We start from the raw sequence: 19,278 nt of genomic DNA, 5'->3' as shown, positions 1-19,278 counted from the left end.
GTTTCGAACCTCTTCAACGAAGTCGCTGCATTTCTTGTTCAGTTGCGCAATCCCCCCTAAATCGCTTTTTAAGCTGCAGAACCATTTGGATGTTGGTTCATACGAAGGGTGGAGGCGGCTCGGATACAGACTTTTGGTGTGAGGGCACTCATTTTTTTCTGAACATAGATGAATAAGATCTATTTGCTTGTTAAATTTTTTCGCTCTTCTGTAGCTGATTACGAAAAGCGGATCTCCATGTGCGATGGTGTTTCTTATCGGCTTCAGTGTTTCGAAGATGTACCAGAATTTCAAGGGCTTTAGTTTGACCTCTCCATTTGTTAGCTCTTGGATTTTGCTGGCTGCTTCAAGGCCATCTGAAAAATTTGTTTCGTCGGAGAAGTATTTCTCTTGATACTCTTGGTGAGACAGTAGATGAGTTAGACACCAAAATGTTTGAACTATCATGCTCTCAATTAGCGCCACGTGCTTGACGAGAATGAGCTCATTCTGAAGCTTTGCAAGCGACTCGATAACTTTCAGGGGTTGAGTGTTGTTGAGTTTTTCTAGATGTATTTCGCGCAGGGCATCCCAGTCTTGCTGGCTGTGTGCCATGCTTTCTCTTTCAGTGAAATTGCCTTCGCTATCGCTAGCCTGAGTGTTGTACTCCGTGAGGTCTCGTTCATGGTTTTTTATTAATGAGGCTATCACGTCGTTCAAGCTTTTTAATTCGTTTCTCACATGGTTCATGCGCATGAGTGACATACAGACTCCTTCGCCAAGATATTCTTTGTTTCACGCTAAAGGCTATTGGTTTGATCAACACCTAAGCCAGTTGTGCCCGAGCAACACAACTGGCCACGTGTACTTACGCTAAGTCATTGTGACGGTGGATCCAGTGGGCAGGGATGAGCCCGTCGTCCTTGCTTTGCCACGCTGCTACGGGCACGGTGTCAGCGACCTGTCCCCAGATGTCCGGGCCCGCATGTTCAAGGACAATGATCTGAATGAAATGGCCTGCACGCTTGAGGCCTTCAGCCAAGACTTCGAAGATTCGGCGCGTGGCAACGACATCCGCTGGCCGGGCTTGATTCACCGCTTCGAAACCCGCATCCAGTGCGTTGATGCCACCGGTATTGCTTGGGAAATAGACCTGGCTCGGCTGGTCGATCACGATGAAGCTGAAAGGTGGGAGCTTGCGATTCTTGTCCTTCGACAGGTATTCATGAATGCCGAGGAACGTCGCGATGTGATACCCCATCCAGTTCGCACCACTGCCGATTTCCCAGAGAAAATCCCGCTGGCCGTGGGAGTCGAAGCGAAGCGTGAGCTCTTTCCGATCGAGATAAATCTGAGCGCCAGGCGTTCCGTTCAAGCCGAACTGATCCGCATAGTCCTCGAACATCGGGGCCAGTTGGGCATCCACCTTGCGCTCTTGCTCAGCCATATCGGTTAACGACATCTGGAAGTTGTAATGCCGAATCAGGCTTTCCAGCTCGGCCATGCGCTTGGTCAGACCCTCGTCTGCTTCAGAGCCGTCCAATTGTTTGATCAGCCGGCTGATCTCACCCGCCACATAGTAGATCTGACCAATGGCATTTCGGGTACGCTCATCCTCTTGGATCAAGCGCGCCTGATCCCGCATCAAACGCGACAGCTCACGCTCCTCCTTGGCGCGCTGCCGTTTCAGCGTGGCCAGTTGCTTGTCGACGACAGGGTTGTCCTTGAGCGCGTCCGAAATCCGGGTAACCTTGTTGACCTTCTCTTCCAGGTTCTCGATCACCATAGGCAAGGCGTTGGTGAACGAGCCGCAGGCCACGCAGTGCCCACCATCAGTGACGCTCTGCTTGAGCCAGTCGAGCCCAATGACATGGGACTTCTCAGTATCAATTGCTGCGACGAATCGCTTGCTGGTACGCGCCAGGTGGTCGAAGCCATCGATCTGGGCATCAAATTCGTCAACGATACGTTGCTGCTTCCCAACTTCCTCGATGACCACCTTCAGCTTTTCTGAGATATGCAGTCGTTGAGGTTCCAGCAGTGTCTGCTCAAGCCGCCCTTCATGGGTCGCGATGACGACCTTCTTGAGCAGTTCGACTTTCTGAGCACCCTGGGTGCTGGTGCGCTCAAGCAGGCCCAACTGAATGCAGCGATCAAACAGTTGGTCGACGTCTGCGTAATGGCTCGCCTTGGCCGCATCGTGGACTGCTAGCTGTTTACGTAACCGATCCTGCTCGCGCTGCGCCTCATCGCGACGCCGCTCATTCATGATGTAGTTTGCATCCACCATACCGAGCGCGTAGGGCATGGCTCGCGTCAGGCGCTCCTTGTGAGCAAACGAGTCGGTTTTGAAGAACAGGGTGTTGGGGTTGGCCACGATGTGCTGAGGCAGGAAGTTGAACGCTGCCATGTCGCGATAGGAGCTGCGGCGATCAAAGCTGGACGGCTCTTCCTCATCGGAGTGGGGGAGATCACTGACTCGAACCATGCCATCAAAGGCGGCTTTGTACTGCCCCAAAGAGTGGGTACGGTAAACAGAGTCCGGGATCTGTTCATCGTCGGCCTCCTGCATGCAAAGATCGTTGGAGCCTTGGGCGTTTCCTGGAGTGCGTCGCGCTACGATGTAGGTGGTATCTAGAAGGCGGATTCTCATCCCGAACCACTCGACGGTGTCGCGGATGATGCCGATTGGAATCTGGCACTTGGTCGCGCCCAGCACGTAGTCAATGATGTGAACGATTGACGACTTGCCGGTGCCACTCAACCCGTAAATGATGTTGATCTTCCCGTCTTGAAAGGGAATGACTCGTGGCTCCAAGCCAGGGCAGCGAGGCCAGAGTATGACTGCGTCAATCGTGAATTTCATTGGGAATCCCAAACAAGAGCTTGTACAGGTTTTCTGTCGTGTCGGTGGCAAACCACTTCGCCAGTTTCTCAGTGGTCTGCAGCATGGCCACGGGCATGGTGTTCTTGATGCCTCGTGGCCAACGATCGACCAGGACTTGGAAGCTGGTCTCACTTCCCTTGGAGCCGATCTTTCCAACCAGACGCGAAGAGATGGCGAGATTGAGCCCTTGTAGGGTGGTAGCCGCATGGGCGGACACCCTTCGCTGCAGATCAATTTTCAACACCGGGGTCTCCCTGAGCACTGCACCCAGGTTGGAGCGGCTGGTGCGCTTGCTCAACGCATCGCGTGAGCGCTGATTCCACACCAGCGGCAGCACCAACATCAGTTTCGGTAGATCCGGGGTTTGCCCAAGCCCTGTCTCTTGGTATTCGCCTATGAAGTGCGTCAGGAGAAAGCAGGCCAGTGACGAGTTGTGGATCAATTGATGATCCAGATACGCCTCACTCATGACTCATCCTCCGAGGTCGCTGCGTCACGGTGCCAATGGATGGGCGAATGTGTTCCATCGGCGTTGGCCATCCTGTGATAGGTGCCGCTGAACAGGTACTGAGCCGTGGAGTTCACCCGTCCAACCTTCATGGGAAAGGTTTCTGGAAACAAGGTTTTGGTCATTACAGATCTGTAATCAGCCGTGCCGTAGTCATCCAGCGACGTCATGTTGTCCAACTGGTGGCGGTCGTTGATCGCCTCCCAACGGTCACTGAGCACACGCTCAGCCAAATCAAAGTCCTTGGACAGAACTCCACCTGACTCCAGAAGGCGGATGCGCTCAGAGTAGGCGGCACAGTAGAAGCCGAATTGCTTCATCAGCAGGTTTTTCGGCATGTTGATTTTGGTGAGTTGATCCACGAAAAGCATGTCCGCGGGGTCGATCTTCTCGGCCCACTCTGCGAACTCGGTTTTCTCGAAGGGCAGAGGTTCCCAAGGGCCATTCATGAAGGCTTCAACGAGCGTTTGGCGCTTGTTGTAGTAAGGCTGAGCAGTCGTCCAGAAAGGCTTTCGGGCTACCCAGGTCTCTTGGCAACGGTCGAACAGGAAACCGACCAGACCATGGTAGATGTCCTCAGCATTCGCTACCGCATCCTCGGGGAGGTGGAGGGACGCGATCACCCGCTGCTTCATCTGGGCATTGAGCTGGCCGTCCTCAATAGACATGTGCTCGATCAGAAATGCCAAGTCGGCGTCCGAGTACGCGATGACATCCCGAGCGATCTCGCCAGGCTTGCCTGTCATTCCGGCGGCATGCGTTCGAAGCGCAACGACCGCGTCTGCCACATCTTGCTTTGAAAGGGCATCAGAAAGCCGCATGGCCAGCGTGCCTTTCTTAAGCACGCGGTTCGTGACGAGGAGGAATTGCAACTCCTCATGCTCCTCCCGGGCAGCCGCTAACCCGTTCAACCAGATGCGGAGTGTCTTCCACAGGTTTTTACTGCTGTCTTGCAGTGGGTTTTTGCGAGGCTGAACAGAGAGCTTCGCTTGTTCTGACACACGCCGAGAACCTGTCGCTGTCTGGCTGATCTCTTCAACATCATCAGCCGTTTCAATGCCAAACCTGGTCTGCGCATTGGGTGCCGTGAAGATGCGGTACAGCGCGCGTTCATACTGGTAGCCATACCCCGCTGCGCTGGGGCTAGCATCTGGATCTTTCATCCTTCTATCTCTCAGTCCATACCCGTGTAACGGCGGGGCCGAGCCCCCATTCCTCTTTCCATGGCGCAACGGGTAGAGGAATGTACCGGCGAAGATGTCATTTGGCCATAACTTTGAGGATTCTAGATGGGCGGATGTGACACGGAATGACCCCATCGGCAATGGAATTCCATTCACCCAGACCTACCAGCATTCCGTCTCGGATGTGATCGGTGTGGTGTTGTTTCTGGTGGTCACTTACCCCGTCAGTCATCGGTTGGGATTCGAAGGACTTCACGGTCAGGAAAAATCCCAGCTCCAGCTCCAGCGCGATGGGGAGGGTGACCCAGGGAGGCCTTCTTCTCATCGGATTGGCACTTCTAGAAACGGTTCGGCTTGATCCCAGTACGCTTGTACATCGAGCAGTGCCGATCACGGATTCGAGATGGCCATGTGGCTACGATGGCCTTTCGCTCAATTGATAGCCACTTGGAGGAGGGCATATGAGCCATCTAAAAAGATAACTCGTCGTCAAATGTTCCGAAATCGTTCTCTGGGCCCGCTTCAGGGCGAGGATTGGAAACTACCGAATCGGAATGGTTGTCCGGTTGCCACCTGTTGAGGTGATGCAGCCTGTCTCCCTTGAACTCCCCAATGCCAAGACCATGACTGCAGATAATGTCGTCAGCGTAAATCGCGAAGTCAGTATTGCTAACGTTTATGTCGCGAGGCTGAGTTTCGGAGATAAAGCCTGCAATCCATTCATCTCCCCAAGCTGGGGTCGTCGCAGTAATAGCAGCGACCCTCCTGGCGGTAGAACGCTTTGGCGCGTGCTCTTGCTACGGAGCTGGGCATAGAAGACCTCCTGGTTTCAGAGGAAGTCCGCGGTGCTGTTGGATGCCTTGCACCGGCTTCACGGAGCAAGGCATTCGAGCAAATGGCATCCCAGGCGGGAGCGAATCGCCATTGAACCAGCACCTGGGACTCACAACGTGCAGTAAGGGGAAACGCCTGCTCACCCGGGAAGATGAGCAGACGGTTGATGGGCCTCAGTCAGGCTGAGGCAGGGGAAATGAGTTCGTACTCAAAGGGACCTGCTTTGTTGGGATCAAGCCGCAGGACGAACACCAGGCATTTTATGCGCCAGCCAGACCCAATTAGAGAGTTATACGAAAGCGCTCGTTTCTCACTGGGGTAACACAATTGCCCTCGAAGGAAAACCGAGACCAACCATGCTCAAGATAAAGCAGGAAAGGTGCATTGGTCGGGCGTTATTCCTTTTTGGGCTAAGCATAAAAAAATATATTCCTTGATCGTATTAGTCATCATGCTACCTTGCTTTCACCGGACCGCCGGATGAGTTCAATCCTATTCTTATGGTACGACTATGTCTGGCGCCCGAATCTTACAAATTAGCTTTGAGGCTTTGTCGCATGACGGAGCCCATGCAGCGATTTTTCACGCCGGCATTATCCGCATCAGTCATTTCTCTTCCATTGCCGTTCCATTCGTAACCGGCAAACCTCTCCCTTGTCAGGCCAACAGCGAAGCTTGCAGTGCAATCAGCGAAGGCTTGGCATTTCTGCTCTACGCCATGTGAATCATCGCTGTTGGGCACTTCCATACCGTTAGTCCCACCAATCATCTTCAGGTAATGCCCGTTGTAGGGGGTTGCAGCTTGAAGTGTGACTGATTGGGCGCCTGCTCCGAGCAAGATCTATCACGACTATCAACAATGCCAAACTATTTGAATGAAGCTCATCGAGCTGAAATCGCTAAGCTGAGCACTACCGTAACGAGTAAAACTGAATGGCCCACCTGGCTTTTGTTAGTCGGGTTCTATCTGACTTGGGGGTTTATTATTTTTTGTGGGAGCGTACTTGGCGAGGTACTTAGCCTTGTCCTGTTGATTCCACTGGTTGTGCTGTGGATGTCGATTCAGCATGAGCTTATTCACGGTCATCCAACCCGTTGGCCCGCCATAAATAAAGCCCTGGGATTTCTGCCGTTTGCCGTGTGGTACCCCTACGATATTTATAGGGACACGCATTTGGCGCATCACAACGACGAAGTGCTGACGGTGCCGGGTCAAGATCCGGAAAGTTGTTATGTCACCGGTGCTTTTTGGTTGCGCTCTCCTCGTTATATCAGAACGCTGTTATGGGTAAACAAGACCTTGGGCGGTCGTTTGCTTATGGGCGCGCCATTGGCGGTGATAACCCTCGTGTGTAGCGAGATTGGAGGGCTATTTCACACCGGGCAAATTTCTTGGCGGATGTGGGCCGCTCATATACTAAGTGTTGGCGTAGTGCTGGCTCTGGTTGAGCAATACAGCGCCATCAGTGCCATACAGTACGTATTCTTAGTTTCGCTGCCGGCCTTGTCGATTGCCATGATCAGGTCGTTTTACGAACATCGCCCGTCGACGCTTCCGGAACACCGCACGGTTATAAACGAATCGTCAGGGCTGTTGAGTTGGCTGTTTCTTAACCTCAATCTTCACTTGGTTCATCACGATCTCCCTGGTTTGCCCTGGTACTACTTACCCCGGGTGTATAGAGCCAGGCGTGAACAATGGATCGCGCGAAACAATGGCTATGTCATTCATGGCTACTTCCAGTTATTGCAGAGACATCTGGTCAGTCCCGTGGATTGTCCTCGCCATCCTGCCGAGTACTAAGAATATGCAAGCTAATCTGGGCGTTGGAAAATGATACGTTTTGAAGCCATCAAGAAAACTCATAAAGGCAGCCCGCGAACGGCCGTGAGCGATTTGACGCTTCACGTCCGGGAGGGTGAGATCTGTGTATTTGTCGGGCCCAGTGGGTGTGGCAAAACCACCATTTTGCGAATGATCAACAGGCTGGATACCCAGGACAGTGGCCGCATCTGTGTCAACGGCGTGTCAACCGATGAGCTTGACGTCGTTACGCTACGCCGCGGCATTGGTTTCATGATGCAGAGCGCAGCGTTATTTCCTCACCAGACGGTTGCCGAAAATATTGGCGTCGTGCCGCGGCTCCTGGGTTGGAGGAAACATAAAATCCGCCAGCGCGTGAGCGAGCTCATCTCCCTGGTTGGACTTCAGCCTGAATTTCTTGACCGCTACCCTAATCAACTGTCGGGCGGGCAGCAAAGTCGCGTCGCTCTGGCGAGGGCATTGGCCTCGGACCCACCGGTTGTATTGATGGACGAACCCTTTGCCGCACTTGATCCGGTGATACGCGAGCGACTGCAGGATGAACTGATTGCGCTTCAGAGACGTTTGCATAAAACCATTATTTTGGTGACCCATGATATGGAGGAGGCCATCAAGATTGGGGACCGGATTGCCATCTTCGAGGGCGAAGGAAAACTTGTTCAGTTCGATACGCCTCACACTATCCTTGCCCATCCTGCCAGCGAGTTTGTGAAGAACTTTATCGGCAAAGATCCGCTGTTAAAAAGACTTTCGCTGATGAAAGTTTCTGATCTTCCGACGGATGAGGTCAGTTGTGAGTTCAAACTTCTGCTGGATGATAAGTCCAACCCGTTGAAATGGGTCAGTGACTTGGACGTGCCTGTTCCCGAGCTGACAACGGTGTCGAGTAATGACTCGTTGCATCACGCATTGGTTAAAATTCTAACGGCGCCGATCGGTGTGATTGTTCGTGTGGACGAGGCGGGCGGTTACGAAGGTTGCCTCTCGATTGCCAGCCTACACAGCGCACTCAATGAGCGCCGCTTCGGAAGTGCGCAATGATTGACTGGTCCTGGATCGTTGAAAACTGGCAGCAGATCGGCCAATTGTTAGTTGATCATATTCAGCTGGTGACCTTGGGCCTGTGTATAGGGATGCTATTAGCCGGCGCAATGGTGCTCTTGACGTTGTGGCAGCCAGGATTGGCCCGCCCCATGATTTATGTCAGCGGCATACTCTTTACCATTCCGTCCCTGGCGCTGTTTATTTTGATAATGCCTTTTACCGGTTTATCCAAGACGACGGCGGTCATTGGTTTGAGCCTGTATTCCTTGCTTATCGTGTTGCAGAACACCTTGGCGGGGCTTGCGAGTAATCCCCCGGACGTATTGGAAGAAGCCCGTGCGCTAGGGTATACGCGCATGCAGAGATTCCTCGGGGTTGAACTTCCACTGGCGCTGCCTTCGTTATTGGCGGGCTTGCGAACGACCTCGGTTACATTGGTGGGGCTGGTGACCGTTACTGCCTTGATTGGTCAAGGCGGATTAGGCCAGATGTTCATTACCGGTCTGGCTCAAAGTTTCACTACACCTGTGGCGGTCAGTCTGGTCCTGACGGTGATGTTGGCGTTATGTTTTGATTTTCTGTTTTATTCAATAAATAAATGGCTGGTCCCTTGGGTGCGCTGATGAACATGATCGCAGGTGTCTACCTTTGGTTTTCTCTTCCTGACAATTGGTTGGGCGAAAACGGAATACTGACTCGGCTGGCAGAGCATATTTATTATGTATCTTTGAGCCTGGCTATTGCTTGTGCAATAGCGTTGCCGCTCGGCGTACTTCTGGCTAACTACCGCAAAGGCGCGCAGGTGGCGATAGGATTGTTCAATATTTGGCGAGCATTACCTTCTCTGGGCATTGTGATACTTGCAATCATGCTCATTGGTTATGAAGCCAGCACGGTGATTATCGCATTGGTGACTATGAGCATCCCGCCGATATTAACCAATACCTATGTTGGAATCGATCAGGTGGATTCGTCTCTGAAGCAGGCTGCCAGATCGATGGGAATGCGCAGATGGCAGATGTTTATTCAGCTCGAGTTGCCGCTGGCTTTTCCGCTGATCTTTTCTGGATTCCGATCAGCCCTGGTGCAACTTATCGCAACAGCCACCATCGCTGCGTATGCAGGGTTCGGCGGGCTGGGTAGGTTTCTTATTGATGGCCTGGGCCGAAATGATACGCCGCAAATTATTGGCGGCGCACTGATGGTGTCGGTACTTGCGATTGTCAGCGAGTGGGTTTGTTCAATGATAGAAACACTCATGGTTAGAAAATGGCGGGCGGGGAATGTTGAACTAAGCGCTACATGATCAGGGGCATTTTAAAGTGCGTATTATCTTTGCAGAGGTGCAGACCCAAATGAAAAACAAACAACGTTCGAAGGCTCGCTCGGTGCACTCGGTTTCATTGTTGCTGGGGCTAGGCTTGCTGGTTGGCAGCACGTTTGCCAGTGCTCAAACCATCACTATAGGAGGGGCCAATTTTTCCGAGCAGACGATTCTTGCAAATATCTATGCGTCAGCCTTGAAAAATGAAGGGATAGACGTCAAGACCCGACTCAATCTGGGGAACCGCCAGATCATCGCCAAGGCGCTGGATAACGGGGATATAGACGTCGTACCCGAATACATAGGATCACTGTTGAGTTTCTATGACGACAAGACCGCCCTGACCACCCAAAAGGAGATCCTCAGCGCTTTGCAACAGAAGTTGCCGGCGGACCTCCAGCTGCTTGAGCCTTCGTCCGCGGGCTCTATTACCGCTTGGGCTGTTACCAAGAAAACCGCAGAAAAGTACAACTTGCACACCTTGTCCGACTTGGCCTCCGTCTCGGGTGATTTCACGTTGGGCGGGCCTCCCGAAGTCGCCACTGCTGCCTTAGGCCTGCCCGGGTTGAAGGCGGTCTACGGCATCAACTTCAAGAGCATCAAATCGCTGGACATGGGCGGGCCCTTGTCGCGGCTGGCGTTGAACTCAGGCGCTATCGACGTCGCCACGGTGGTATCCACGCAAGGCATCCTGGCTAAGGAGCCTTGGGTTGTCCTCGAGGACGACAAGCACCAACAGCCCCTGCAAAACATCACGCCACTGGGTCGCAAGGCGTTGCTAACCCCAGAAATCACCCAGGTGCTCAACGCGGTCTCTGCAAAACTGACCGATGACGACCTCAAGCAACTCAATCGCCTTGTTGATATCGATCACAAGGATCCCGCAAAAGTCGCAGCGCAGTGGGTCGCCGAACATACCGTCAAGACGGCCCAGTGAAAATGAATGCGACGTTGGTAAGGTCGCGGAGGCGTTATGTCCAATAAAAGTATGATTTTGAATTTGTTCTTTTTTAACCCCCAAGGAGATCATCGTTTTTCCTGGCGCCACCCGCTGTCACCGACCCAGGAAATATTCACGCTCAAGTACTACATAAAACTGGTGCAGGCGGCCGAGACGGCGAAGTTCGATGCGGTTTTTGTAGCGGATCACGTCGCGGTCTGGGACTCCGTGGCCAGTGGGTTGAGGCACTATGCCAACGCCCGCCTTGAACCCATTACGCTCTTGTCCGCTCTGGCTGCCGTGACTGATCACATTGGACTGATGGGCACCGCTTCAACTTCCTATAACGAGCCGTTCAACCTCGCGCGATATTTTGCTTCGTTGGACTATCTCAGCGCAGGGCGAGCCAGCTGGAATATCGTGACTTCCTGGCTGGAAGAAGAGGCTTCGAATTTCGGATTGTCAGGCGTGACGAAGCACGGCGATCGTTATCTGCGGGCCGAGGAATTCATCCATGTCGTCAAGCAGCTTTGGGACTCCTGGGAAGACGGTGCGCTTGAATTTGACAAGGATACCGGCGACTTTGCCGATTCGTCGAAAATTCACCCGATCAATCACAAAGGCGCACATTTCAGCGTACGTGGGCCGCTTAATGTGCCGCGTCCACCTCAGGGACATCCGGTCCTTGCCCAGGCGGGGTCTTCTGAAGCGGGCAAGAACCTGGCCGCTGCGCATGCGGACGTGCACTTCTGTTTCATCAATTCGGTCGAAGAGGGACTGGCGTATAGGGCCGATTTGAATCACCGACTCGAGTTGAAGGGCAGGCATTCCAGTGATCTGAAAATCATAACCGGTGTGCTTCCGGTGGTGCTTGAGGATGAGACTGAGGAGGAGCGACGTCGGCAACTGGAGGACAGCCTCATTATCGATGCCGTGGCGATTGACTTGGTCTCCAGCTATACCCGTCTGGACTTGACAGGGCTATCGCCGGACAGCCCACTGCCAGCGTTGCCAGATGAGTCTGAGTTTGATGGCATTCGAACTGAGCTGGCCCTGCTCAAGAAGTACGACACCTCCTTGTCCATCCGCGAAATAGGGCGCCGGTTGGTCAAGAGTTCCAGTACCTGGCTACTGATCGGAACGGCGGAGCATATTGCGGATAAGCTTTCAGCGCTGTACGAGTCGAATGCCGTTGATGGCTATAACCTCATGTTTCCGTTTTTGCCAACGGACTTTGAAGCATTCACACGCGGCGTGGTGCCTTTGCTGCAAGCCAAAGGGGTTTTCCGCAAGGAATATGCACCTGGGACGCTGAGGGACCGCTTGGGCTTGAAAAGGCCTGTTAACAGCTTCTTGCTGTGATCTGGGGCCAAGCGCTAATCACATCCTCTGACTGGATTTTCATATGACCAGCGATCTATCCATGTATCTCGCTCCTGCCAGGGTTTTACAGGCACGAGAGGCCTGGCTCCAATTCATTCATACGGGCCATATCTTATGAGCTTTAAATCAGAGTGCTTCGAGTAAGCGGTTCGTGCATAGTGCTTGCCTACGCAGCGGGCGAGCGAGATTACTGAGCTTCTGCCGCATAAGTGGACGTCCATCTAATCGCTAAACGTATTACCGAACACCTTCCTCTTTTGCCAACCAAATAGAGTAATGCAATGGAGCGCGAAAAAATCGATGCAGCGTTAAAGGAATATGTCATCCCGACCCTTCGTAGCATGGGGTTTAAGGGATCGCCTCCCCATTTTCGCCGCAATACAGGACAGCAAATTGATCTGATCACGTTTCAATTTGATAGACATGGAGGGGGATTCGCCATTGAGGTAGCTGTTAGCCCCGCAGAGGGAGTGACTATGTCTTGGGGTGAACAGATCCCGCCGGCAAAAGTAGTCGCGGCACACCTGCATCCGAATAAGCGTATTCGTTTAGGGGCGGTTATGGGAGGCGATCACTGGTTCAGATATGACAATAAAGGCAATAGTACTACTCGGTTCGCAGATACGGCCCGCGAGGTTCAGCCTTACTTGAGCGGCGAAGCATCTGACCACTGGGCCAAAGGCCCTCTCCCGGACACCAAAAGCTCGTAAATGCTCCACCGCAACCGTCAACAAGGGCATATTGCTCGCGCCATCGGCCTAAGATGATTCCGTCAAGACGTGTCTACCGGACGGTTACAGCCAGCATTGGTGCTGACGGTGTACAGGTCGAGGGGGTGGTCCTCGTGAAATCGAGTATCGCTCATGGTGGTTCTCCAGAAAAAAGGAACGCGGAGAAACACTTCGCCCAGCGGGGAAGGATTCCCCGCGTGGGTGGTGGAGCGTGAGGTGTGTTACAGCACCAGGTACTTCATGGCTGCCAATTGAAGGCCAACAAAGGCGGACAACATGACGCCCATGCGGACGGTGAGTTTTGTCTCCAACTGAGAGCAGGTGGTTTTCACCTCGGCAATCAGTTCAGTACGAAGCGTGGTGATATCCGCTTTAGTGGCTAGTACAGATTGCATATCGTTCTCCAGTGCTTCTATCACTGCGGTAGCTTTGAGTTCCGGGACGTTGATCGCGACCAACGCCTGGTACAGAGCCAGTTCTATTTTCATTAAGCCTCCAGATTTTAGAGAGAGGCCTGCCCCATACGGGGTAGGCCCGTATGGGGGAAAATCATGCTTGCGTCGACAGTGTCGACCGATCGCGCGACCGCAAGCGAAGCGACCTTGGGTTGGATCAATGCGCTCAAAGAGACGTACCGTAGCCTCGCAGATCCGGGCGACATGGGATGTGACTGACAACGTCAGCGAGACACGTCCACAGAATGGGAAATGCGTGCGTGGGTTGTCAAAACTCAACTGCTACAAGCTTTTTCTGCCTCGGCAACGCCACAAAGAAGAGGCTTGTACGCTCACGTCGTCGCCGAGTTGTAGCTCCTCCCTACTGATGGACTAGGCTTGTTACAGCAGAGCCTGGCGATGACTCTGAGACAATGACAAAGGAGCTTTGTGAGGGCGCACGTGGAGGCTGATGATGGACTTCGTCAGTCAGCTGTTCATGCGCGTTGCACCACGATGCTTGGCGACCACCCGACCACCGGAGTCCGATCATGAATGAACAAACCTGCGCCTGCCCCCACTGCACCTGCAAGGTTGGCGAGCATGCGGTCGTGCGCCACGGCAAGCACTACTGCTGCCAGGCATGCGCCGATCATCACCCGAATGGCGAACCTTGCACGGCTTCCAAATGCCACTGCGCGGATAAACCCAAGTAGGGCTTGTATCTCTGCTACCTGCATTCGTTGTTGAGCTCAATGACTACGTGCTTTTGCCTGTCTGGGACGGACGAGCAGAAGAGGGGATCGCTACAGGTCGGGCTCGACGGTCAGCATCGGCACGGTTCTGAGGGAGTGGTCGGGTTTGGCAGAGCTGCGCATACGCCTGTGAAAGGTGACAGCGAAGTCCTTCGCGATGGAGACCGGTTGCATGCGGCTCTGGTCGTGAGCATGCCGATATTGATGTTTAAACTCGTCAGGATTGGACGTGGGGCATCAGCGGTTAGCAGGGATCTGTTGCTCCGGGGCCTGTTTTGAGTGCGACAGGACCTTGCGCTCGCCGAAAACATTACTTGTTGCAGTCTGATCATTGGTGACAGTCACCTACAGTTTCGATGACCGGCTGCGAAGCTACCGACTGCTTGCGGAAGCGTTCGATATCGGCGCAAGCTAGCGCAGTAACTTATTGCTAAGCGGCCAAGCGATCACCCCCGCCAATTTCTTCGCTCAGGACGAGCCATGTTAAGGGTCAACAATATCCTTGTTTTCGACTGCACCGATGATGGCGTGGAGCGACTGGTGCGTGAGAGAAAGATCCGGCCTTTCGGCAGCAAACTGCCCAAGGCGACATTCTGGAGCACGCAGGTGGTGCCACGGCTCGCCGCCAACGAATCGGTGCTGCTCCTGCCAACGTTCAACGATTGGGTAGCAGCACCCATTGCGAGCGGCAGGAATTTCCCCGGGCAATTTGTCTCCGTGTCGGAGAGCAGTCCGTTCTCACCTGCCGGACGCCTGGACGGCGCACCTACTGGCCTGGCATTGCAAAGTACACAGGAAAAAATATTCACGTCGATCGACACGCTGATCATCGCGCTACGAGGGCATGTTGCAGCCGCGGATAACAGGCAAAAAGAAGAGCGCCTGGCGCTCGATGTCCTCGCCAACGTCAAGCTGTTCGAGCGCTATGTGCTGGACCGATTGATAGTGAATATCCAGCGGGCTATCACCAACTTAGAACGCAATCGCCCTGAGGGCGAGTCATACTACGGTCCCGGTGCGACAGTAGATTGGACCCGGAACATTGTTGACACCCTCGCAAGCGAGTTGCCGCTGACCCGGTTGTATAAAAAGGTCGCCGCTATCCACGACTTCTGCCGCTGCAACAGATTCGACACGCCGAATCGGGGCACTACCCAAGGCATGCGCATCGGCACCGAGAAATACAGCCTTGTGGAGGACAACCCCTGGATCGTCAACCAGCGCAGCCTGAACAACTCCATCTGGGCAGGTAAATCCGGCTCGGCGATGGATATGGTTTACGCCGCGAAGCAAGTTGGTATCAATGACGATGATAGCCTTGCCGCGCTGGCGTTCTGTATCGTCGCCTTCTTTCACTTCATGCCGACCAGCCAAAGTTCGACCCACACGTACCACGAGGTCATGACCGGCGCGACGAGCGTGCATGAAGGAATCAACACGTTCTACAAGGCTGCGGAAGTTCCAGGCGGGCAGGACGTGTTTCGCCAGCTGCAAAGCCGACCCAGTCTCTGGAAAGCAGACGACAGCGTCCAACGCTGCCCTGGCTGCAATACCACCTTTGGCGTCTTCACCCGTAAGCACCACTGTCGAGCGTGCGGTGGTATCTTTTGTGCCAACTGCACCAAAGAAACGAAGGTGGTACCAATGCCAGCTATCCGGCCGGGCAAAGCGCCCGAGACAGGTAACCTGCGCGTCTGCAAGTCCTGTGCTAGCGGCTGATTGCCGCCAAGTCCTACTCTGGATCGTAATGCTGTTCACTTATGAAGAAGGAAGTACTGCGTGAAACGGAATTTCTCCCTGGCCCTTATCGTCCTGGCTGCAACTCAAGATGGCAGCGCCGCCAACAAGCCGGCCAACGATCCTTACTTCATGGGTTCATGGACAGGCCAGCGGGCAGAAAACGGTAAATGCCAATTCTTATCTTGGAACAATGAATTCAAGCCCGACGGCAGCTTCTCCGTTACCTTTTTCTGGGATGCCCAGAAGACCCAACTGATTCACACCGAATATGGCCGTTGGACTGCTGCCAATGGCAAGAGAGAATTGAGAACCGATGGCGTGCCTTTGCCAGATGTCTATACCTACAAGGTGATCGATGCCGACACGGTGCATTTAGTGAATGTGGCGTCAGACCCTTCCGGCGATTGCCAGGAAGATTATGAGTTCACTGAGCACCGCATTCGCGGTTAACCACCCCATGATCGTGAGTACGACCATGGGGGGCTAGATCCTACCTATGGCTGAACCACTGACCCCATCAGACGAAACGGGTGCCAGCGACCTTCTGTCACCTTGCTCTGTACGAGCTCCCGATAGGCTTGCGGTGGCAGAGCGACCTTGCCCTGATGCCGACGTACGTTGCATAGCTTGCAGGCTGCGGCGATGTTTGAGGAGCGATTTGAGCCGCCCTCACACTTGGCCACCAGGTGCTCTGCCGTGCATTGCATCTGCAGGGCCTGCCGGCGTGAGCAGCCATAAAGCTGCGCGTATTTTCGGGGTGAGGTGACATACATGGGGTAGTCGCAGTAATAGCAGCGACCTTCCTGGCGGTAGAACGCTTTGGCGCGTGCTCTTGCTACGGAGCTGGGCATAGAAGACCTCCTGGTTTCAGAGGAAGTCCGCGGTGGTGTCAGAGGTCTTGCGCCGTCTTCACGGATCAAGGCATCCGGGTAAATGGCGTCGGATGCGAGGGCCGCACCGCCATTGAACCAGCACCTCGGACTCACAACGTGCAGCAAGGGGAAACCGTCTGCTCACCCGTGAAGGTGAGCAGACGGTTGATGGGCCTCAGTCAAGCTGGGGCAGGGGAAATGAGTCAGTACTCATAGGGCAGCAGCAGGGTAGTGGCGCTCCTGTCGGCTTCGGTGATGATGTAGAGCCGTCGATGGTCTCCAGCGTTGATGTCGTAGGCCGAGAACAACCGGGTACCGTTGTGCAGCGCCTGGTTGTTGCTCAGTTTGTCTTCCTCGTCCAACTCGCCCCAATCACCGGCGAGGTGTCGGCCCAGATACGGGGCAATGTCCAGCAGCCCTTGTTCTTTGAGCTGATCGATGCCACGAGTCATCAGCATTAGGCCTGGCTCAAAGAGCATGCCTCGAGTTCGCCCAGTCGATTGACTGTTTTCGTTCCTGAGCATGATCCGCAGCTGCGTTGGAACGTCTTGCTCTCGCTCGACGATCAGGCGCAGGTCCAACCAGTGAAACTCATCCTGCTGGTGCTTTGGTGGCAAGCGATAGAGACCGAAGTCATAGGTATAACTGCAAAGGACCGTCACCTCGGGCCGTTGAAGAATGGCCAGATAGCTGGCCCTGATGACTTCGGTCAGACGTTGTTCAAACTCCATCCAGTCAAAGGGATGCTCGGTGTAAACGGCTTCCTGCCAGGTACGTGCACTGAGCACGATCGGCAGTTTGACCAGTTGCTGTTGCAGCGGGGTGAGGGCTTTCAGTTGCATGGGATCTCTCCAGAAAAAGCCCAACACGGAGAGGCACGCACCCGTACGGGGGAGTGTTCCCCGCATGGGCTGAATAGGTGGTGAATCAGGACGCGGCGTGTGCCGACGCCTTGTTACGAGTGAGCCACCGATGTATGTCGGGTGGCTGAAGGTTGGTACCGTGGCTCAAACCAAGACGACTTGGCCTACACCCCGAATACACTTCGGATAAAGGGCGCTGCCACACAGAGGAACGTCACACCGTTACCCCATTGCAGAATCCTAATAGATGATCGGTGGTCGGCTCGCTGTTCCTTGAGTTCGGCTCTAAGCTCTGCCCCCTGTTCGCGCAGAGCGGCTTGCATCTCTCTGATCGAAGAGCGGAGCTCAACACCCAACGCTGTGATGGACTGTGTCAAATGGGTCTCGACCAGTTTGAGGTCAGCTTTGGATGCAAGGTTTTCCACTTCGGCCTCCCAAGCGTTTACCACCGCTTTGGCTTTGTCAGGGGGAACGTTGGCAGTCGTCAACGCGTCGTAGATCGTTATCGCAAGTGTCATGAGGTCTCCTGTACTGAAAGTCGATCAGGAGACCCACCTGACGGTGGATTTCCGTCACGGTGTGGTTTGGGTGTTCGGTCGGCGAGGGTCTCGACGACAGTTCATGCTTCTGGGGGAGTGCTCCCGCAAAGGCTGAATAGACGCGGCTCGTGCCGACGCCTTGTTACGAGTAAGCCACCGATGTATGTCGGGTGGCTGAAGGTTGGTTCCGTGGCTCAAACCAAGAAGACCTGGTCTAGACCCCGAGCATATTTCGAATAAAGGGCGTCGCCACACAGAGAAGCGTCACACCATTCCCCCATTGTAGGAGCCGAATGGATGATTGATGGTCAGCCCGTTGCTCCTTGAGTTCTGCCCTCAGCTCAACGCCTAGGTTTGTGATGGACTGTGTCAAATGAGTCTCGACCTGTTTGAGGTCAGCCTTTGTAGCCAGCTTTTCCACTTCGGCCTCCCAAGCGTGTACCACCGCTTTGGCTTTGTCAGGGGTAACGTTGGCGGTCGTCAACGCGTCGTAGATCGTTATCGCAAGTGTCATGGTGTCTCCTGTACGGAAAGTCGATCAGGAGACCCACCTGACGGTGGATTTCCGTCACGGTGGGGTTGAGGCATTCGGTCGTCGAGACAGCTCGACGATTGTTCGCGCTTCCGAATGCTGAGCGAACTACAGATGACCCATGGGCTTGAAAACCCATCGTAGCCTTGAAGGTCCTGGCTACCGGGGAAGGTGCTGCCAACGACAGCGAACCAGCCCAGATAGTCGATCCAAACCCACTGGATGAGATAGTCAGACGTTTCCTTGCGTTGCGTGGGGCTATGCCTAGTGTTTTGAGGGGCAGTGATCCTAGGCGCGGGGAGGCGTGGCTTCCGCTGTTGGCGACTGGACGATAGGTATCCTGTTAGCCCCTTTCATTCAGTGACAACTTTGGCCTTTGACGCCCAGGTGCACTCGAACATGATGGGAGGCCTAGCGCGTCTGGGTGATGTCGATGTCAGGTGGTGGGCAGACTGCATGAGACAGCCTTTATGGATTTGCCCACACTCTGATCAGCGAACACTGACAGGTAGGACAAAGGCCCTGCGCGAGGGGCCTGCACAAGGAGAGTGTTCCCATGCTCAATGAGCGCTTCACGGTCGTGATCGACGGCCAACCGTTCTCGAAGCCCTTTCAAACGGAAGATCAGTTCGCCAAGGGCTGGAAGTCCGTGCTGGAGAAGGCCTACGGTCGTACTCACGCCACGTGCCGCTGCCCAGGTAAGGGTGAGCGCAAGCTGGCAATCAAACGCCGGGAAACGACCGATGACTTCCACCTGGCCCGGTTCGCCGGCACAGGTCCGGAGCACGCCAACGAATGCCGCTTTTACGCGCCAGCACCTGAGCGCTCGGGCATGCAGGACTATGAGCAGGGAGTGGTCGAGGAGGGCGATGACGGCACTCTGCGTGTACGCCTGGCGCGTGGT

General features: G+C 54.3%; 21 protein-coding genes. 11 read left to right on the top strand and 10 right to left on the bottom strand.

All coding sequences use genetic code 11. The features are described from left to right. The 5 genes from M5B96_RS31720 to M5B96_RS31700 all read right to left on the bottom strand — a co-directional run. Window positions 1–744 (bottom strand): hypothetical protein (locus tag M5B96_RS31720; RefSeq protein WP_248801046.1); only part of this gene is annotated, 744 nt, incomplete at its 3' end. 103 nt (window positions 745–847) lie between these two features. Beyond that, window positions 848–2,845 (bottom strand): DUF3732 domain-containing protein, encoded by a 1,998-nt coding sequence (locus tag M5B96_RS31715; protein ID WP_248801043.1) that lies wholly within the window; start codon window positions 2,843–2,845, stop codon window positions 848–850. After that, window positions 2,829–3,335 carry a three component ABC system middle component gene (locus M5B96_RS31710; protein ID WP_248801041.1) on the bottom strand — a complete coding sequence of 169 codons (507 nt, stop codon included), beginning with the start codon at window positions 3,333–3,335 and terminating at the stop codon, window positions 2,829–2,831. The genes M5B96_RS31715 and M5B96_RS31710 overlap by 17 nt, the downstream gene beginning before the upstream one ends. Next, window positions 3,332–4,537 (bottom strand): ABC-three component system protein, encoded by a 1,206-nt coding sequence (locus tag M5B96_RS31705; protein WP_248801039.1) that lies wholly within the window; start codon window positions 4,535–4,537, stop codon window positions 3,332–3,334. Before M5B96_RS31705 ends, M5B96_RS31710 begins: the two co-directional genes overlap by 4 nt. A gap of 1,384 nt (window positions 4,538–5,921) precedes the next feature. Continuing rightward, window positions 5,922–6,140 carry a hypothetical protein gene (locus M5B96_RS31700; RefSeq protein WP_248801037.1) on the bottom strand — a complete coding sequence of 73 codons (219 nt, stop codon included), beginning with the start codon at window positions 6,138–6,140 and terminating at the stop codon, window positions 5,922–5,924. A gap of 111 nt (window positions 6,141–6,251) precedes the next feature. Here M5B96_RS31700 and M5B96_RS31695 point away from each other — a divergent pair, with 111 nt between their 5' ends. From M5B96_RS31695 to M5B96_RS31665, 7 genes are all read left to right on the top strand, one after another. Further along, window positions 6,252–7,196: a fatty acid desaturase gene (locus tag M5B96_RS31695; protein ID WP_248801034.1), complete on the top strand. Its 945-nt coding sequence runs from the start codon at window positions 6,252–6,254 to the stop codon at window positions 7,194–7,196. Between the two features lie 30 nt (window positions 7,197–7,226). Further along, window positions 7,227–8,258 carry an ABC transporter ATP-binding protein gene (locus M5B96_RS31690; protein WP_248801032.1) on the top strand — a complete coding sequence of 344 codons (1,032 nt, stop codon included), beginning with the start codon at window positions 7,227–7,229 and terminating at the stop codon, window positions 8,256–8,258. Further along, a complete protein-coding gene (locus M5B96_RS31685; protein ID WP_248801030.1) occupies window positions 8,255–8,884 on the top strand; it encodes an ABC transporter permease in 630 nt (209 codons plus the stop codon). Before M5B96_RS31690 ends, M5B96_RS31685 begins: the two co-directional genes overlap by 4 nt. Further along, window positions 8,884–9,567: an ABC transporter permease gene (locus M5B96_RS31680; protein WP_248801028.1), complete on the top strand. Its 684-nt coding sequence runs from the start codon at window positions 8,884–8,886 to the stop codon at window positions 9,565–9,567. Before M5B96_RS31685 ends, M5B96_RS31680 begins: the two co-directional genes overlap by 1 nt. 49 nt (window positions 9,568–9,616) lie before the next feature. After that, window positions 9,617–10,522, top strand: a complete 906-nt coding sequence (locus tag M5B96_RS31675; protein ID WP_248801026.1) for an ABC transporter substrate-binding protein — start codon at window positions 9,617–9,619, stop codon at window positions 10,520–10,522. 36 nt (window positions 10,523–10,558) lie between these two features. Further along, window positions 10,559–11,887, top strand: coding sequence for an LLM class flavin-dependent oxidoreductase (locus M5B96_RS31670; RefSeq protein WP_248801024.1), 1,329 nt, complete (start codon window positions 10,559–10,561; stop codon window positions 11,885–11,887). A gap of 302 nt (window positions 11,888–12,189) precedes the next feature. Beyond that, complete coding sequence (locus M5B96_RS31665; RefSeq protein WP_248801022.1) at window positions 12,190–12,618, top strand: DUF4304 domain-containing protein; 429 nt, start codon at window positions 12,190–12,192, stop codon at window positions 12,616–12,618. 242 nt (window positions 12,619–12,860) lie between these two features. Here M5B96_RS31665 and M5B96_RS31660 read toward each other — a convergent pair whose 3' ends face one another. Continuing rightward, on the bottom strand, window positions 12,861–13,127 hold the full coding sequence (locus M5B96_RS31660) for a hypothetical protein (RefSeq protein WP_248801020.1): 267 nt from the start codon (window positions 13,125–13,127) through the stop codon (window positions 12,861–12,863). Between the two features lie 497 nt (window positions 13,128–13,624). Between M5B96_RS31660 and M5B96_RS31655 the strand changes: the two genes are divergently transcribed. From M5B96_RS31655 to M5B96_RS31645, 3 genes are all read left to right on the top strand, one after another. Further along, window positions 13,625–13,789: a metallothionein gene (locus tag M5B96_RS31655; RefSeq protein ID WP_100943706.1), complete on the top strand. Its 165-nt coding sequence runs from the start codon at window positions 13,625–13,627 to the stop codon at window positions 13,787–13,789. Window positions 13,790–14,308: 519 nt separating this feature from the next. Further along, the gene (locus tag M5B96_RS31650) at window positions 14,309–15,547 is read left to right on the top strand and encodes an FYVE zinc finger domain-containing protein (RefSeq protein WP_248801018.1); all 1,239 of its coding nucleotides are present in this window, start codon (window positions 14,309–14,311) and stop codon (window positions 15,545–15,547) included. A gap of 60 nt (window positions 15,548–15,607) precedes the next feature. Further along, window positions 15,608–16,018 carry a hypothetical protein gene (locus tag M5B96_RS31645; RefSeq protein WP_248801016.1) on the top strand — a complete coding sequence of 137 codons (411 nt, stop codon included), beginning with the start codon at window positions 15,608–15,610 and terminating at the stop codon, window positions 16,016–16,018. A 44-nt stretch (window positions 16,019–16,062) separates the two neighbouring features. Here M5B96_RS31645 and M5B96_RS31640 read toward each other — a convergent pair whose 3' ends face one another. The 4 genes from M5B96_RS31640 to M5B96_RS31625 form a co-directional block, all read right to left on the bottom strand. Continuing rightward, window positions 16,063–16,341, bottom strand: coding sequence for an HNH endonuclease (locus M5B96_RS31640; protein ID WP_263859755.1), 279 nt, complete (start codon window positions 16,339–16,341; stop codon window positions 16,063–16,065). A gap of 302 nt (window positions 16,342–16,643) precedes the next feature. Continuing rightward, window positions 16,644–17,282, bottom strand: a complete 639-nt coding sequence (locus M5B96_RS31635; RefSeq protein ID WP_248801014.1) for a hypothetical protein — start codon at window positions 17,280–17,282, stop codon at window positions 16,644–16,646. 185 nt (window positions 17,283–17,467) lie between these two features. Further along, a complete protein-coding gene (locus M5B96_RS31630; protein WP_103498606.1) occupies window positions 17,468–17,821 on the bottom strand; it encodes a DUF1640 domain-containing protein in 354 nt (117 codons plus the stop codon). Window positions 17,822–18,056: 235 nt separating this feature from the next. Beyond that, on the bottom strand, window positions 18,057–18,356 hold the full coding sequence (locus M5B96_RS31625) for a DUF1640 domain-containing protein (RefSeq protein WP_248801012.1): 300 nt from the start codon (window positions 18,354–18,356) through the stop codon (window positions 18,057–18,059). 574 nt (window positions 18,357–18,930) lie between these two features. Between M5B96_RS31625 and M5B96_RS31620 the strand changes: the two genes are divergently transcribed. Further along, window positions 18,931–19,278 (top strand): DUF1173 family protein (locus M5B96_RS31620; protein ID WP_248801011.1); only part of this gene is annotated, 348 nt, incomplete at its 3' end.

The organism is Pseudomonas sp. MWU13-2105, assembly GCF_023242315.1.
Taxonomy (GTDB): Bacteria; Pseudomonadota; Gammaproteobacteria; order Pseudomonadales; family Pseudomonadaceae; genus Aquipseudomonas.
This window is presented reverse-complemented; position numbering and strand designations above follow the sequence as displayed.